This is a genomic window from Pseudomonas sp. HS6 (assembly GCF_023375815.1).
Lineage (GTDB): Bacteria > Pseudomonadota > Gammaproteobacteria > Pseudomonadales > Pseudomonadaceae > Aquipseudomonas.
This window is the reverse complement of sequence record NZ_CP067412.1, coordinates 579,614-595,185: the sequence shown is the minus strand read 5'-3', so window position 1 is coordinate 595,185 and position 15,572 is coordinate 579,614. Positions and strand designations below refer to the sequence as shown.

Genomic DNA, 15,572 nt, shown 5'->3' with positions numbered 1-15,572 from the left:
TGGAGATGGCAGGTGGCTTCGTAAAATAGGCACGTGAAAGGAGCCCCCCGATGAAAGCCTCTACCCTTAAATACCTCTCCCGCCTGCTTGCCGAACTGGCCGTGCTGCTCGCTCTCTACCTGCTCGGCTGCCAGATCGCAGCAAGGCTGGCCTGGTCGATCCCCGGCGGCGTGATCGGCATGGCGCTGCTGCTGTTGGCTTTTGCGTTCGGCTGGGTCAAACCGGCGGCGCTGCAAATGGGCGCGGGACTGCTGATGGCCGAGATGCTGCTGTTCTTCATTCCGGCTCTGATGAGTTTGCTGGATTACGGCGCATTGCTGCGTGACGACGGCTGGCGAATTCTGCTGGTGATCGCCGCCAGTACGTTGATGGTGATGCTGGTGACCGCGTTCACCGTGGAACTTGCCGTGCGCCTGAGGCGGTCCCATGAAGCTTGAACTGATGCCAATGTTCTGGCTGGCCTTTACGTTGCTGGCCTACCTGTTCAGTCGCTGGCTGTATCGCCGGACCGGGCGTTACGTGCTGTCGCCACTGATTCTGGTTCCCGCGCTGCTGCTGGCCCTTGCCGTGCCGCTGCATACCGCCTACGCCGAATACTCCAGCAATACCCATTGGTTGATGCTGGTGCTCGGCCCGGTCACTGTGGCGTTTGCGGTGCCGATCTGGCAACAGCGGCGTCTGCTGGTACGGCATTGGTCGGCGTTGCTGCTGGGCATGCTCGCCGGCAGCACGGCGTCGATTGCGACTTCCTTTGGCCTGGCTCGAGCCTTGGCGCTGGACAGTTCAGTGACGCTGTCACTGGTGCCGCGCTCGATCACCACACCGTTTGCCATGCCGCTGGCGCAGGATCTGGGTGGCGTGCCCGAGCTGACGGCAGTGTTCGTGATGTTCACCGGGGTGTTTGGCGCGATGCTGGGCGGGGTGTTGCTCAAGTGGCTGCCGCTGCGCAGTGCCCTGGCGCGCGGCGCCCTGTTTGGCGTTGGCGCTCATGGTGCGGGCGTCAGTCGCGCCCATGAAGTGGGGGGCGCAGAAGGTTCGGTGGCGGGGCTGGTCATGGTGCTTACCGGGCTGCTCAATCTGTTCGCCGCGCCTTTGTTGGCGTCGTTGCTTTGACATGGATCCAAGCGGCTTGCATGGCTGACTCGTTCAGTCATCAAGCTGGCTGCCAATGCAACTACGCGAAGTCCCGGGGCTGACTAGACTGCTGACACCTGCCGAAAAAAACAAAAACAGAGGTGCATACAGTGAGCGTAGCCCCCGTCCCTTCTTCCTCGAATATCAAAGATCAGGTCAGTGCTGCGGAGTGGCAGACCCGGGTCGATCTCGCTGCCTGTTATCGACTGGTCGCCCTGCATGGCTGGGACGATCTGATCTTCACCCACATCTCGGCCAAGGTGCCGGGCACCGAAGACTTCCTGATCAACCCGTTCGGCCTGATGTTCCATGAGATCACCGCGTCCAGTCTGGTGAAGGTCGACCAGGCCGGCAACAAGCTCATGGACAGCCCCTACGAGATCAATCCCGCCGGTTACACCATTCACAGTGCCGTCCACGAGGTGCGCCATGACGTGGCCTGCGTGCTGCATACCCACACCGCTTCCGGCGTTGCGGTGTCGGCGCAGAAACAGGGCGTGTTGCCGATCAGTCAGCAATCGTTGTTCGTGCTGTCGAGCCTGGCCTTTCACGCTTATGAAGGCGTGGCGCTCAATCACGAAGAGAAGGCCCGGTTGCAGGCCGACCTCGGCGAAAACAATTTCCTGATGCTGCACAACCACGGCTTGCTGACGTGCGGCGGCACCATCGCCGATACGTTCCTGATGATGTTCACCTTCCAGCGTGCCTGTGACATCCAGGTCATGGCGCAGACCGGCGGTGCCGAACTGATCGCCATCGAACCGCAGATTCTGGCCGGCGCCAAGGCGATGATCGCCGGCGTCACCAAAAGTGCTCAAGGCATGGGCGGCGCGCTGGCCTGGCCGGCGCTGCTGCGCAAACTCGATAAACAAGACCCGGGGTATAAACTCTAATGCCTCTCGCCGAGATTCCTCTGAGTGCCTGGCGCAAACGCAGCCAGACGTTTGTCTTCCGTGGCCAGCCGATCCGTTACTGGACGGCCGGGCAGGGCGAACCGCTGCTGCTGATCCACGGCTTCCCGACCGCCAGTTGGGACTGGCACTACCTGTGGCAGCCGCTGGCCCAGCGCTTTCGGGTGATCGCCTGCGACATGCTCGGCTTCGGCGACTCTGCCAAACCGCTGAATCACACCTACAGCCTGCTGGAGCAGGCCGATCTGCAACAGGCCTTGCTGGCGCATCTGCAGGTCGAGCAGCCAGTGCACATTCTGGCTCACGACTATGGCGACAGCGTTGCCCAGGAACTGCTGGCCCGGCATTACGATGACCTGATCGAGGTCGCCAGTTGCGTGTTCCTCAACGGTGGTCTGTTTCCGGAAACCCATCGGCCGCTGCTGACGCAAAAACTGTTGCTCAGCCCGTTGGGCTGGATGATCGGACGCGCGTTTACCCGCGATGCACTGGTGAAAAGTTTTCGGCAGATCTTCGGCCCGGATACCCGGCCCAGTGAAAGTGAAATGGATGATTTCTGGAGCCTGATCGAGTGCAATCGCGGACCGCGAATCATGCACAAACTGATCACCTATATTCCTGAACGTCGAGTGCAGCGTGATCGCTGGGTCGCGGCGATGCAGCGCGCTGAGGTGCCGCTGCGGGTGATCGATGGCGAAGTCGATCCGATCTCAGGCGCGCACATGGTCGAGCGTTATCGCGAGTTGATTCCCGACGCGGACACCGTGCTGTTGCCAGGCATCGGCCATTACCCGCAAAGCGAAGCGCCGGTGCAGGTGCTCAAGCACTACCTCGAATTTCGCGATCACTTCGTGTTGCCGCCGCGCAAGGTGGCGTGCTCCTGATCACAGGGCAGAGGCGTTTTGCGCCTCTGCACGGTTTCATCATCCCCCAGCCTTATCGCGCACCATTCAGCCCCAACCGTGTTCGTTGTGACCGCACGCTCTGTGCCTGACACTCAGGGACACTGTCCCTCAGGCCTGCTGGAGTTGCCCCGATGAATGAGTCTGTGCGTTTCGAAGATAAAGTCGTGATCATCACCGGAGCCGGTGGTGGCCTGGGACGCGCTCACGCTTTGCTGTTCGCCAAGCAGGGCGCCAAAGTGTTGGTCAACGACCTCGGCGGCTCGACCCAGGGCGAAGGTGCCAACGCTTCCGCCGCTGACCGCGTGGTGGCGGAAATCCGCGAGGCCGGCGGCATCGCCGAAGCCAACCATGACTCGGTCACCGACGGCGACAAGCTGGTGCAGAACGCCCTCGATGTATTCGGCAGCGTCGATGTGGTGGTCAACAATGCCGGTATCCTGCGCGACAAGACCTTCCACAAGATGGAGGACGCCGACTGGGATCTGGTCTACCGCGTCCACGTCGAAGGCGCCTACAAGGTGACCCGCGCCGCATGGCCGCACCTGCGCGAGCAGAACTACGGCCGGGTGATCTTCACCGCGTCGACCTCGGGCATTTACGGCAATTTCGGCCAGTCCAACTACGGCATGGCCAAACTCGGTCTTTACGGTCTGACCCGCACCCTGGCCATCGAAGGTCGCAAGAACAACATCCTGGTCAACGCCATCGCCCCCACTGGCGGCACGCGCATGACCGAAGGCCTGATCCCGCCGCAAGTGTTCGAACAGCTCAAACCGGAACTGGTCAGCCCGCTGGTGGTGTACCTGGCCAGCGAGCAATGCCAGGAAACCTCGGGCCTGTTCGAAGTCGGTGGCGGCTGGATGGGCAAGGTGCGCTGGGAGCGCAGCCTGGGCGCCGGTTTCGATCCGCGTGTTGGGTTCTCGCCGGAAGATGTAGCGGCGCACTGGCAGCAGATCTGCGACTTCGAAGGCGCGGCGCATCCGAAGGACAACATTGAAGCGCTGAAGGAAATGATGGGGAATTTGCAGAAGTATTCGTTGTAATACCTAGAGAGACGAGCAGGCATGAGTTGCCTGCTCGTTGTTTGCTTTCTATTCTTCGTTTTTAAATCCGGGTTTTCCGTTGGCAGCGCGCCAAGCCTTGATGGTTTCTAAAACTCCTGCCGGACTGTCGTCCGTACCCTCTTCCGGGTAGTAAAGAACGTCCGTTCCATTTGGGTGTTCCGAGGTTTTTACAATGTTGTCGACGATAGCGTCATGCTCTTTTTCTGATGAGTAATCACCTTCGACCAGCCGATTAATAAGTGCTACATATTCGGCTTCCGTATATTCCTCAAATTTATTCTTGAATTTCATTTTTTTGTTTTCTCATTTCGGAATGGGTTTCAATGTGTCGTTTTGGAGTTAATACACGAAGATTGTCTAGATCGTAAACCGAACCACCTTCAGCGATAGGTACGACATGATGTATATCCAGTTTTGTTTTTCTACCCACTTGTTCTGACCTGGGAGCTGTTGGTGAGAGGCCATTTTTTATGTCAAATTTACTGAAAGGGGTGAATTGTTCAAACAACGCTTGATCATTCCCTACCGCCTTCCAGAACGCCTTGCGAAATGCCCTGAAACTCGAAAACTCCCTACCTCTGAGCTTATCCGCAATTTGCGTCGGAATCGGCGCACCTTGCTGCGTCGCAGCTGTTCCCAACCAATTGCCTGAAACCGTTTGCCCTATCCCACTGGCGATACCGGGATCCTGCCGCCGATCCCGAAATATCGTGAAAATCGGCGGTATTCCAGAGTCGATCGGGAAAACCGTAACCCATCCATCAAACCCGTACTGATCAAGCTGAGGAAATGGATCGATCCGTCCGCTGTCAGGCGTGACATCGGCGCCTTCGTAGTTCGGCAAGTCTGTGTCGGCGACTGGCAAATCTGTCGAAGGATTCAGCGGTTTTACCAACGGCGTCCAAGTAACGACAGGGCCTTTGGAGTCGCTTGCATTAGCAGTGGAAATGTAAGTGTTTTTCTGTACGTCAAAGCGTGCGAGTACCACCGGCACTTTGCTGGGGACTGTCACGCCATCGGTGCTGACGACGACAACTTCGACTCTGTTACCTGACGTTCTGGAGCCAAGCCTGACCGGCAGATCGACTTCACCGCCGGTCGTCGCCAGTTCGTACAGGTCGGTGTCCAAATCAGGCGCAAGTTCTGATAGCGGGACACTTGCAGCAAACAGGTCGCCGTTCCCAAGTTCCGAGGGAACGAGCAAAGCGGCGAACCCGACGATCACCGGTGCAGCCGCTGTGGAGATGCCCGCCAGCGCCAGGGATATGGCCGTTCGCAGCGACGTTCTGATTGCCAGAGTAGTTGCCGGGTTGTTGCCAAAAACGCCAAGCGGCCCGGTAAAGTTGGGGCCGAATGCGGCCATCGATCCGGCATTGGCAAAGACGGGCGATTGTCCTTTCAGGGCGTTTTCTGCTTGCCGTCGGGCTTGCTCCCGGGCGGTCTTGCGCGCTTTTTTGCGGCGTTTTTTCTGTGCCTTTCGCAGCGCTTTCTGCTGTTTTTCCTGCCGTGTTTTTTCAGCCAGCAGCCGGCGCTCTTCATGGCGGCGCTGAACATCGGCCTGCGCTTGCAGGCGTGCTTGTTCGGCAGCGATCTGTCGCGCGGCCGCTTCGGCGGCGATGTGTGCTTGCTCAGCGGCGAGCCGTTGCGTCTCGGCCAGCGCTGTAAGGCGCGCCTGTTCACGGGCCTGAATTTCCTGCTGCTCTTTTTGCAGTCGTGCAGCTTCGGCCAGCGCGGCGAGTCGTGCCTGTTCTTTGATACGTGCCTGTTCGGCAGCAGTTCGCTCTGCCTGTTCTCGGGCAGCGTTTCGCGCCTGGTCACTGGCCTGTACCGACGCCAGCCAATTGCGCACATTCACCTGCTGATGATTCAGCAGCTGGAGACTCTGGGTCAGCAACCGGGCTTCGTGGGCAGCTCTGTAAGAGTTGACCCAGGCCTGCATCGCCATGCCGTCGATCCTGACAGGCCGTTCCATCGTTACCGCCCGGGCATAAAACGACTCCAGGGGCACGCCGAGCGGATCGTGACCATAGAAGGTGTTGGCGAGGGCTGTCTGGCGATGAAGTTCGGCGGTGGTGCGCGCGATCAACGTATTGCGCACGCCGAGCTCTCGTATGATCGATTCGGCGGCCGGCAGCGGATGCGTGCTCCCCTCAAGCCGGGTCGTTGCCAGTTGTTGCTCAAGGGTGTGAGCGAGCTGCAGGGCCCGGGCCTGGTATTCCTGATCCAGCAAGCGCGACTTCTCGATCAGTCGATGGATGCTGTTCGGATACACCGGATGCCGGCCGAACTGGCCGCTGTGAGGTACGTTCTGCTGGGTGCTCGGTACGGGGGCGTAGCCGGCGGGTGCGGTCGCCGTCGTATGAATCGGCTCCAATTCGAGCGGTGGAGGTCGTTGCATATTCATGTCCTTTTGAATGTGCGGGTCGGTCAAGAGGTGCAGGTCGGCGTGGGCTTCCTGTTATTCCAGGCTACCGTGGAATCGACTCGTACAAATCCGAGAAAGGAGTAGGGGATTACAGACAGAGAGGAGGGAGATTTCCGGGTTTGCGAAGAGTGGGTTGGATGTTCATCCATCCCATTGAGAAACGTCCGATAACGGCCTTGGACTTTTTTGTCAGAGCGGTCTGTCGGTGAAGTCCTGCGCTGGATTCAAAAGTCATCGCCCATAAAAAAGGCCGCTGCAAACGCAGCGGCCAAGGTAAGACGTTGGATCAAGGAGCTACAAATCAACGTCAGTGAACACCGGGGCGATGGAGCGAAAAACGCTTCGGTCCATCAGAAATCGGTTGCCGACGACTCGGTCGCGGACTTGGTGCTTCGTGGCGGTCTGCCGTGAAAGCCCGCTCAGAATAAGCGTCTGAGGCCAAAGGAAAAATAGCGATTCCGGACATGCACTGTTACGGGGCATGTAATAGTGCGGTGCCCCGAGGTGGGCATCATCCGTTGCGTTGATCATGGGTTATCCAGCCGGTTCATGTCCCGCGGAAAGCCCCGTCCCAGGCGGACATTCATCCTTTCGAGCGACAGCGCGAATACCTCCTTGGTGCGCTTATCGTCCCCGTGTGGCGGCAGTAGGGTGGGGCCTTCTGTCACTCACCGGGGAAGACGCATGACAAAAACAACAATGCGCGCCATCTTCAAACCGCAGGCGCTGGCCGCGGCGGTCGCCTTGGGTTGCTGTGCCCAGGCCCATGCGGTCGATTTCAATATCGGGGAAATCGAAGGCACGTTCGACTCGTCGCTGTCGGTCGGCGCGAGCTGGGGCATGCGCGATGCGGACAAGTCGCTGGTCGGCACGGTCAATGGCGGTACGGGCCAGTCTTCGACCGGTGATGACGGGCGCTTGAACTTCAAGAAAGGCGAGACCTTCTCCAAAATCTTCAAGGGCATCCACGACCTTGAACTGAAGTACGGCGACACCGGTGTGTTCGTACGCGGCAAGTACTGGTACGACTTCGAACTCAAGGACGAAGACCGCGAGTTCAAGCCCATCAGCGACAAGGGCCGCAAGGAAGGCGCCAAATCTTCCGGCGGGCAGATTCTCGATGCGTTCGTCTATCACAACTACTCCATTGCCGATCTGCCGGGCACCGTGCGTGCCGGCAAGCAGGTAGTGAGCTGGGGCGAAAGTACCTTCATCGGCAACTCGATCAACAGCATCAACCCGATCGACGTCTCGGCCTTCCGCCGGCCCGGCGCGGAGATCAAGGAAGGCCTGATTCCGGTGAACATGCTGTTCGGCTCGCAAAGCCTGACTGACAAGCTCTCGGTTGAAGGCTTCTATCAACTGGAGTGGGACCAGACCGTTCTCGACAACTGCGGCACCTTCTTCGGGGTCGACGTCGCGGCGGATGGTTGCAACAACGGCTACACCGTCGGCAGCCCGGCGATTGCTCCGTTGGCGCCACTGGCGGCAGCTTTCGGGCAACCCATCGAGGTGACCCGCGAAGGCGTGGTCGTACCCCGGGGCGGTGACCGTGATGCACGGGATTCCGGACAGTGGGGTACGGCGCTGCGCTGGCTCGGCGACGATACCGAATACGGTCTCTACTTCCTCAACTATCACAGTCGCACACCGACGGTCGGCACCACCACGGCCGGTCTGTCGACCCTGGCGGCATTGCCGGGCATGATCGGAATCGCTAACCGCCTCGCGCCCGGCAGCGGTTCGGGGCTGGCGCAAAGCGTGATGCTCGGGCGCGGTCAGTATTACCTCGAATACCCCGAAGATATCCGTCTGTATGGCGCGAGTTTCGCCACCACATTGCCCACTGGCACCGCGTGGACCGGCGAGCTCAGCTATCGGCCCAATGCTCCGGTCCAGGTCAATACCAACGACCTGACCCTGGCCTTGCTCAACCCGATTGCCGGCGGCGCGGCGTCGCCGCTGACCACGTCGCCGGGCGCTGACAACAAAGGCTACCGACGTAAGGAAGTGACACAACTGCAGAGCACCCTCACGCACTTCTTCGATCAGGTGCTGGGCGCCGAACGCTTGACCGTAGTCGGCGAGGCGGCGGTGGTCCGGGTCGGCGGTCTGGAGTCGCGCAGCAAGCTGCGTTACGGCCGCGATTCGGTGTACGGCCAGTATGGCTTCGGTGGCGACACCGGCGGTTTCGTCACCTCGACCTCCTGGGGCTATCGCGCCCGGGCCATCCTCGACTACGCCAACGTGATCGGCGGGATCAACCTCAAGCCCAACCTGTCCTGGTCCCACGACGTTTCCGGTTACGGTCCCAACGGGCTGTTCAACGAAGGCGCCAAAGCGATCAGCGTCGGGGTCGATGCCGACTACCGCAACACCTACACCGCGAGCCTCAGTTACACCGACTTTTTCGGCGGCGATTACAACGTCCTCACCGACCGTGACTTCGTGGCCCTGAGCTTCGGCGTGAACTTCTGATCTGCCCGAGAAGGATGAAATCCATGCGCAAGATGATTCTGCAATGCGGAGTTCTGGCCCTCAGCCTGCTGGCTGCCAACGTGATCGCGGCGGTGTCGCCGCAAGAGGCCGACAAACTCGGCACCAGCCTGACGCCGCTGGGCGCCGAGAAGGCCGGCAACGCTGATGGCTCGATTCCGGCCTGGACCGGTGGCATTCCGAAGAATGCCGGGGCGGTTGACAGCAAGGGCTTTCTCGCCGACCCGTTCGCCAGCGAAAAACCACTGTTCACCATCACCGCGGCCAACGTCGATCAGTACAAGGCCAAGCTCTCCGAGGGTCAGGTGGCGATGTTCAAGCGCTATCCCGAAACCTACAAAATTCCGGTCTACCCGACCCACCGCACCGTCGCTGCGCCGCCGGAAATCTACGAGTCGGCCAAGCGCAGCGCACTGAACGTGACCACGATCAACGACGGCAACGGCCTGGCCAATTTCACTGGCAATCGCTACTACGCGTTCCCGATTCCAAAGAACGGCGTGGAAGTGTTGTGGAATCACATCACTCGTTACCACGGCGGTAATGTGAAGCGGATCATCACCCAGGTCACCCCGCAGACCAACGGCAGCTACACACCGATCCGCTTCGAAGAAGAGATCGCCGTGCCGCAGTTGATGAAGGAGCTGGACCCGGAACAGGCAGCCAACGTGCTGACCTTCTTCAAGCAGTCGGTCACCGCTCCGGCACGTCTGGCCGGCAACGTATTGCTGGTGCACGAAACCCTCGACCAGGTGAAAGAGCCACGCCTGGCATGGATCTACAACGCCGGCCAGCGCCGAGTTCGCCGTGCACCGCAAGTCGCTTACGACGGCCCGGGTACCGCCGCCGATGGCCTGCGGACTTCGGACAACTTCGACATGTTCTCCGGCGCTCCGGATCGTTACGACTGGAAGCTGATCGGCAAGAAGGAAATGTACATCCCGTATAACAGCTACAAACTCGATTCGCCAAAGCTCAAGTACGACGACATCGTCAAGGCCGGGCACATCAATCAGGACCTGACCCGTTATGAATTGCACCGGGTCTGGGAAGTGATCGGTACGGTCAAGCCGAGCGAGCGGCACATCTACGCCAAGCGCCACATGTACATCGACGAGGACAGCTGGCAAGTGGCGCTGGCTGATCACTACGACGGTCGCGGACAGTTGTGGCGAGTGGCCGAAGGTCATGCCCAGTACTACTACGATCATCAGGCACAGGCCTACACGCTGGAAGCGCTCTACGACATCATCGCCGGTCGCTACATCGCCCTGGGCATGAAGAATGAGGAGAAGCACAGCTTCGAATTCGGCTTCGAAGCCAAGGCTGCCGACTTCACCCCTTCGGCCCTGCGCGCCGAGGGTGTCCGGTAAGAAGAAGCGCTACATCCGCGGGACAGAAGGCGACCGGTTGGTCGCCTTTTTTATGGGCAGCAATCAGCGTACTGAATACTCGTCAACAAGCATCGGGGAGAGGGCTAGGGTGAACGTACAACGATAAAAAGGCGCACACGATGACCGCCATGACACCCCGTCTGGATCGAGCAGATTTTTCTCCGAGACTTCCTTCCCATCACCTGCCACGTCCGCGACTTTGCGGTGCACTGCTTGAGTCGGCGGCACGGGTCAAACTGATCTGCGCGCCGGCTGGCAGCGGCAAAACTGCGCTGCTCACCGAATGTCTGCTGCAGGCGCCCGTCAATTGCACGGTGTGCTGGTTGCCGCTGGCAGGAGCCTCGTTGAGCGCAGCGGAGTTTTGCCAGCGACTCATGCAAGCAATCGGACTGAAAGCCTCGGACGAGGCGTCAATGCTTTATGAACTGGCGCGAAGGTCTTCTGCGACCTGGGTGTTGATCGATGATTACTGCCGATACCCGGAGCCGGCGCTGGATGCCTTGCTCGACCGAATGCTGGCGGTCAGCAGTCCGACCCTGACATGGTGGATCGGCACGCGACGGCGCCCATCCTGCAACTGGCCGCGCCTGCTGCTCGACGATGCCTTGTATGAATGTGAAGGCGCGGCGTTGGCGCTGACCCGGGACGAAATCGCAAAAGTGCTGCGTCACTTGCCGCTCGCTCAGGCCGACAGCGTGGCCGGACGCATCTTTCAGCGCAGCGGCGGTTGGTGCGCCGGCGTGCGGATGCTGTTGATGCAGAAGTGCGACTGGTCGCAAAAGACCTTGCCGCAGCAACGCATGGATACCTTGCTGGACTACCTGCAACACGAACTGTTCAGTGGTTTGAGTCCGGAGCTGGCCGAGGCCTGGCGGGTGCTGGCGCATCTGCCGCGGTTCAATGCCGAGCTGTGTGAACACCTGTTCGGTGCCGGGGAGGGCGCGCAGTATTTGCGCACACTGCAAGTACTCGGCTGCTTCATCGAACCCTGGAACGATTCGGCCGACTGGCTACGGATTTTCCCACCTTTGTCACAGGTCATGTGCGAGGAACAATGGCCGTCGGGACGTTCCTGGCACCGTCGGGCATGCCAGTGGTTCACTGCTGCGCATGACTGGCGCTTGGCTTTTGAACAGGCTCTTCTGGCCGAAGAACATGAAGCCGCCATCAGTCTGTTGCAGTACTTCAGCTTCGAACATCTATTCGAAGAGCGAACGGTGGTGCTGTTGTTACGGCTGCATGAAGTTCAGGACGGTGAGCTGACAATGAGTTCGCCACAACTGGTCGGACTGATGACGGCTGCGTTGCTGTTTGCCGGTCGCTTTGAGCAGGCAGCGCAATGTATTGCACGTCTTGCGTGTTTCCTGCCGCAATCCTCTGCACGGGGTGAGCGCCAACTGATTGCACGCTGGCAGGCGTTGAGCGGTTGGCTATCGCATCTGCAGGGGCAAAAGGAGGCCGCGCAAGCGCATTTTTCTCAAGCATTGGAGGTTCTTGATGCAGACAGCTGGATCGCTCGGGCAATGTGTTTGTCCGGATTGACCCAGCAAGCACTGTTAAGAGGCGAACTCGACATTGCGCACGCCTGTAACCGCCAGGCGCTGTGTTTGGCAAGAGCCCAAGGCTCGCTGGTGTTCGAGGGCCTGCTTGAACTCGATCATGCGCAACTGCTGGAGCAACGTGGCGCAGCGTCTCGAGCTGAAAGTCTTCTGGCCAACATTCACGATTTGCTTGGCAGACAATCGACCCGGCCGTCACCGCTGCTGGGACGAATAGCGTTGCGCCGAGGGCGGTTGGCTTTGAGCCAGGGCATGGACGCGTGCGCCGCAGCGTTTTTCCAGGCCGGCCTGGAGGACTGCAAGCGCAATCATGACAAGCGCGTGCTGTATGGCTTTATCGGGTTGGCGCAATTGGCCGCCAATCAAGCGGACTACGAACAGGCTTTTGTGTGTCTGCGCGATGCCGAACGGTTGATGCAACTGCGGCAGATTCCGGACACGGTCTACCGCGGTGCGTTGTTGCAGGTCAGCAGTCTTTTCTGGTTGCAGCAAGGACGTAACGAACTGGTTTGCGAGGCCATGACCCGCTTGCTGCGACACTATCAAGGACCCGATGCATTACAGGCTCCACCTGCAACGCTGGAGCTGATTCCGCGTGTCGAGTACCTGCTGATCCTGGCCCAGGTTGGTTTACACAAGGCTTGCAGACCGATTGTGCGTCTCCAGCATCTGCTGGAAACGGCCCGGCATTGCAGAATGCTTGCTCTTGAAACCGACTTGCATCTGGCATTGGCCGAAGTGGCCTTCGCACAGGGTGATGAAGCGTTGGCCAGACTCCATTTGCAGGAAGGGTGTGAAATGGCCAGCCTGCATGAGCTGCGTCAGGCACTGCATGAACTGAAAATGCGCCGTCCCGAACTGTCTGCCAGAGTGGCTGAAACACCTTGTGCTGACAGTTCGAGCGCGGGGCCGTTGCTCAGTCAGCGTGAACTCGAAGTTTTGAGGCTAATTGCCAAAGGCTATTCCAATCAACAGATTGCAGATCAGCTGTTTATTTCCTTACATACAGTAAAGACTCATGCCAGACGTATACATGGAAAGTTGGGTGTCGAGCGGCGGACGCAAGCGGTGGCCAGTGCAAAGTTGCTGGGTCTGGATCTGTAGACGCGTTACGGCGGGTAGTTGGATTATTTGTTTGATGCTTTCTCCGAGATACTTGTTAAATTTTAAAAATTTTAAGTAACGGGTGGTTTGTTTTAATGGGGGATGTTGAGGGTTAGCGTTGCGGTATTGAATGAATGGCACTGTGTCATTTAGTTATTAATGCCGCAAGGAACTCACAATGAACGGTTTAAAAGATACCCTCGCTTTTCGCCCGCAATGGCTCGCTGGCACCAGCCCGAGCAATCAACAGAAGTATGAATACCTGATGCAGCAAATGACGGCTCGGGAGGCGGAACTCAAGCAATTGCTGGGCAACTCTTCATCCTTGAAGACCTATGCATCTGCACGTGTGCAAGACTGGACGAACAGTGCATTGGGTACACGGATTGATCCAGACCGTGTCAGCGTCATCTGCCGCTTCAATATTCGGATGGCGGGGCGCACGCTCGTTCAGGAAGATAAACGCTCGTTACTGGAGCTGGCGCTGTTCGGTTTGCATGATCAGAACAACCGGTTCCAAATGAAATTCGAAGGTCACGTTCCTTCCGGCTTGACTCAAGCCCGCCTGGAAAACTGGTTGTCTGGTGTCGATATTCGATCGGATTACTTCGAAGCGCTTCGCAAATCCTTTAATGATTACGGTGTGCAAATCGCATTGCTGGGTGCCTTGGTAACCCGCGTCGCTTTCAGCGCGTTCTCTGCGACTTTGCAGGGGCATCTCAATCAGCCGAGCATGGAGATGGTTGAGCGCTTCATACAGGGTGACCGCAGCATTTCGGCGTCAGCGTTCGTGTTGAAGGGTTACCAATATGGTTTCAGGGATCTGATGGTTTTCCAGCAGAAGTCCAATCCCTATGGCCCGTGCGCCTTGTACGCTCCCGGCTCGCCAGGTGGCAGGGATTGGTACTCGTTCCCCAATATTCGCGAACTTGAGTTTCAGGTGGCTGGCTGGGTCAGGACTGATGACGGGGTGAATTTTCTGACGTCCCAGACACACCCTCAAGAGAGGGGGGCATTGTCGAAGTATGTGAAACAACTTCAGCAACTCCCGAGTGCCTGGAAAGGTGCAATGTTTTTCGCATGGCCCGAGGCACCGGAGGGGATTCTTGCGGAGGCGATCTTCTATCAAATTTCATGGGACCTGGCGCAGGAAAACCTTGTACAGCCTGCCGGTTATCGGAAAGCACCTGCCGATTTCCGTCAGCGTTACGCCCGATTGAACACAGAGTTGAAAGCTCTTTACACCGTCAACGCTCGGGAAGCCGGCATCGTTCCCTACGAGACTTTTTGCCGCGACCTCATAAAAAAGAATATAGAAGACCTGCTAAAAGCATCCGGGGAAATCGTCGTAGTCAATCCGGATGAGATTATTGTCGAGCTAGAGCAAGGCGAAAAAGTTTCGTTGTCTCGGATCATAATCAAAGAGACACCGTTCTATGCGCATGAAAGGGAGGGCGAACTGGTAGGCGTTTTTCCGCGCTTTCGAGTGAACACAGGTCATCCGGCACTGCGCAATCTTGATATACGTCATTTGGCAAACTGGTCCCGGACATTGCGGCCCGGAGAAAAGTACATTGCCATGTTGCGTTCGGTTTATCTGAACACTAAGCATCCAGACTATGAGCTGAAACGAGAAATACATTTCCGAACACAGCAAGCCGAAATGTATCGGGCGGTATTGTCCAGCCAATTTTCCGGTGAGATGTCCAGTGGGCTGGCTGATCAGTTGAATCGTTTGATCGCGGGAATGGATAAAGTCACGGATCCATCATTTCCTCCTTTTGGAGAAACCGTAACCAGCGTGCAACACAGCGCTGTGTTCAAACTGCATTTGAAGCGATGCCTGATCGAGGGCGTCTACGTTTTCAGATTGGTAGAAAGCGGAAAACTCACTGAAATTCTCTACACGCCCAACGCGCCTGGAGGTGTCCATTTCCGCCCTATGAATCAGCTCTTTGCGTCGATCAAGGAAAATGGTCTTGGTCAGTATTTATATGAGCGGGTCAAATACATAGAGCAGCCGATCATCGGGACTTTCGTCAATAACATCGAGTTCAAAAACATCTCCGAAAACCCGCCCGTGCTTGAGATGAACAGCCGTGTGCAATCGTTGCGGGCGAGTTACAACGCCCGCATAGAACGGGTTATTTCCGATGTGGACGCACAAACGACCAGCCTTGGCGAAATCATTGGCAAGCTGGTTTATGACTCGGCGGTTTTGGCTGCAACCGTCGTCAGCATGGTTATTCCACCAGTGGGACTGGCGCTTTCGGCCGTGCAGATCACCAAAAATGTTTTTGAGGGCGCTCAGGCTTACAAGTACGGAGATCGAGCAACGGCGTTCAACCATTTCAAGGATGCGTTGCTGGATCTGGCTTCTCTGGTTCCCGGCGGGAAAGAAGCGACCAAGGCTCAGAAAACCCTGATTCAGCTTCTGGGAGACGCCAACACCGTCGTCGGTCTGGTCGCTTCGGCCACTGGTCAGAGCCTTGGCTACGACCGCTTTCAGGAACTGCTCGAAGATATCCTGAAAGAAGAGTCGGCCAGCGATAGCCAGACGCTGTTGCTGTAACCGATTGA

The 15,572-nt window shown here is 58.1% G+C and carries 11 protein-coding genes; 9 read left to right on the top strand and 2 right to left on the bottom strand.

The features are described 5' to 3' along the window. Nucleotides 1-50: 50 nt before the first annotated feature. The 5 genes from JJN09_RS02845 (at nt 51) to JJN09_RS02825 (ending at nt 3,993) form a co-directional block, all read left to right on the top strand. Nucleotides 51-437 carry a CidA/LrgA family protein gene (locus JJN09_RS02845; protein ID WP_249485506.1) on the top strand — a complete coding sequence of 129 codons (387 nt, stop codon included), beginning with the start codon at nt 51-53 and terminating at the stop codon, nt 435-437. Next, entirely contained in the window at nt 427-1,113 is a 687-nt protein-coding gene (locus tag JJN09_RS02840) for an LrgB family protein (protein ID WP_249485504.1), read from the top strand. The genes JJN09_RS02845 and JJN09_RS02840 overlap by 11 nt, the downstream gene beginning before the upstream one ends. 131 nt (nt 1,114-1,244) lie before the next feature. Continuing rightward, on the top strand, nt 1,245-2,027 hold the full coding sequence (locus tag JJN09_RS02835; RefSeq protein ID WP_249485502.1) for a class II aldolase/adducin family protein: 783 nt from the start codon (nt 1,245-1,247) through the stop codon (nt 2,025-2,027). After that, the gene (locus JJN09_RS02830) at nt 2,027-2,929 is read left to right on the top strand and encodes an alpha/beta fold hydrolase (protein ID WP_249485497.1); all 903 of its coding nucleotides are present in this window, start codon (nt 2,027-2,029) and stop codon (nt 2,927-2,929) included. Before JJN09_RS02835 ends, JJN09_RS02830 begins: the two co-directional genes overlap by 1 nt. A gap of 152 nt (nt 2,930-3,081) precedes the next feature. After that, the gene (locus tag JJN09_RS02825) at nt 3,082-3,993 is read left to right on the top strand and encodes an SDR family oxidoreductase (protein ID WP_249485495.1); all 912 of its coding nucleotides are present in this window, start codon (nt 3,082-3,084) and stop codon (nt 3,991-3,993) included. 48 nt (nt 3,994-4,041) lie between these two features. Here the strand turns inward: JJN09_RS02825 and JJN09_RS02820 are convergent, their stop codons facing one another. Both JJN09_RS02820 and JJN09_RS02815 read right to left on the bottom strand, forming a co-directional pair. Further along, entirely contained in the window at nt 4,042-4,305 is a 264-nt protein-coding gene (locus tag JJN09_RS02820) for a bacteriocin immunity protein (RefSeq protein ID WP_041475141.1), read from the bottom strand. Further along, a complete protein-coding gene (locus JJN09_RS02815) occupies nt 4,289-6,412 on the bottom strand; it encodes an S-type pyocin domain-containing protein (protein ID WP_249485491.1) in 2,124 nt (707 codons plus the stop codon). The genes JJN09_RS02820 and JJN09_RS02815 overlap by 17 nt, the downstream gene beginning before the upstream one ends. 711 nt (nt 6,413-7,123) lie before the next feature. On the opposite strand from JJN09_RS02815, the gene JJN09_RS02810 reads away from it, so the two are divergent. The 4 genes from JJN09_RS02810 to JJN09_RS02795 all read left to right on the top strand — a co-directional run bounded on the left by JJN09_RS02810 (nt 7,124) and on the right by JJN09_RS02795 (nt 15,564). Then, a complete protein-coding gene (locus JJN09_RS02810) occupies nt 7,124-8,917 on the top strand; it encodes a DUF1302 domain-containing protein (RefSeq protein WP_249485489.1) in 1,794 nt (597 codons plus the stop codon). Nucleotides 8,918-8,931: 14 nt separating this feature from the next. Continuing rightward, the gene (locus tag JJN09_RS02805) at nt 8,932-10,308 is read left to right on the top strand and encodes a DUF1329 domain-containing protein (RefSeq protein WP_249485487.1); all 1,377 of its coding nucleotides are present in this window, start codon (nt 8,932-8,934) and stop codon (nt 10,306-10,308) included. Between the two features lie 140 nt (nt 10,309-10,448). After that, nucleotides 10,449-12,992, top strand: a complete 2,544-nt coding sequence (locus tag JJN09_RS02800; RefSeq protein ID WP_249485485.1) for a LuxR C-terminal-related transcriptional regulator — start codon at nt 10,449-10,451, stop codon at nt 12,990-12,992. Nucleotides 12,993-13,170: 178 nt separating this feature from the next. Next, nucleotides 13,171-15,564 (top strand): DUF6543 domain-containing protein, encoded by a 2,394-nt coding sequence (locus JJN09_RS02795; RefSeq protein WP_249485483.1) that lies wholly within the window; start codon nt 13,171-13,173, stop codon nt 15,562-15,564. The last annotated feature ends 8 nt before the right edge of the window (nt 15,565-15,572 follow it).

Coding starts and splice junctions, on each gene's coding strand:
- JJN09_RS02845 (WP_249485506.1), top strand. CDS start 51: ATGAAAGCCTCTACCCTTAAATACCTCTCCCGCCTGCTTGCCGAACTG.
- JJN09_RS02840 (WP_249485504.1), top strand. CDS start 427: ATGAAGCTTGAACTGATGCCAATGTTCTGGCTGGCCTTTACGTTGCTG.
- JJN09_RS02830 (WP_249485497.1), top strand. CDS start 2,027: ATGCCTCTCGCCGAGATTCCTCTGAGTGCCTGGCGCAAACGCAGCCAG.
- JJN09_RS02825 (WP_249485495.1), top strand. CDS start 3,082: ATGAATGAGTCTGTGCGTTTCGAAGATAAAGTCGTGATCATCACCGGA.
- JJN09_RS02820 (WP_041475141.1), bottom strand. CDS start 4,305: ATGAAATTCAAGAATAAATTTGAGGAATATACGGAAGCCGAATATGTA.
- JJN09_RS02815 (WP_249485491.1), bottom strand. CDS start 6,412: ATGCAACGACCTCCACCGCTCGAATTGGAGCCGATTCATACGACGGCG.
- JJN09_RS02810 (WP_249485489.1), top strand. CDS start 7,124: ATGACAAAAACAACAATGCGCGCCATCTTCAAACCGCAGGCGCTGGCC.
- JJN09_RS02805 (WP_249485487.1), top strand. CDS start 8,932: ATGAAATCCATGCGCAAGATGATTCTGCAATGCGGAGTTCTGGCCCTC.
- JJN09_RS02800 (WP_249485485.1), top strand. CDS start 10,449: ATGACCGCCATGACACCCCGTCTGGATCGAGCAGATTTTTCTCCGAGA.
- JJN09_RS02795 (WP_249485483.1), top strand. CDS start 13,171: ATGAACGGTTTAAAAGATACCCTCGCTTTTCGCCCGCAATGGCTCGCT.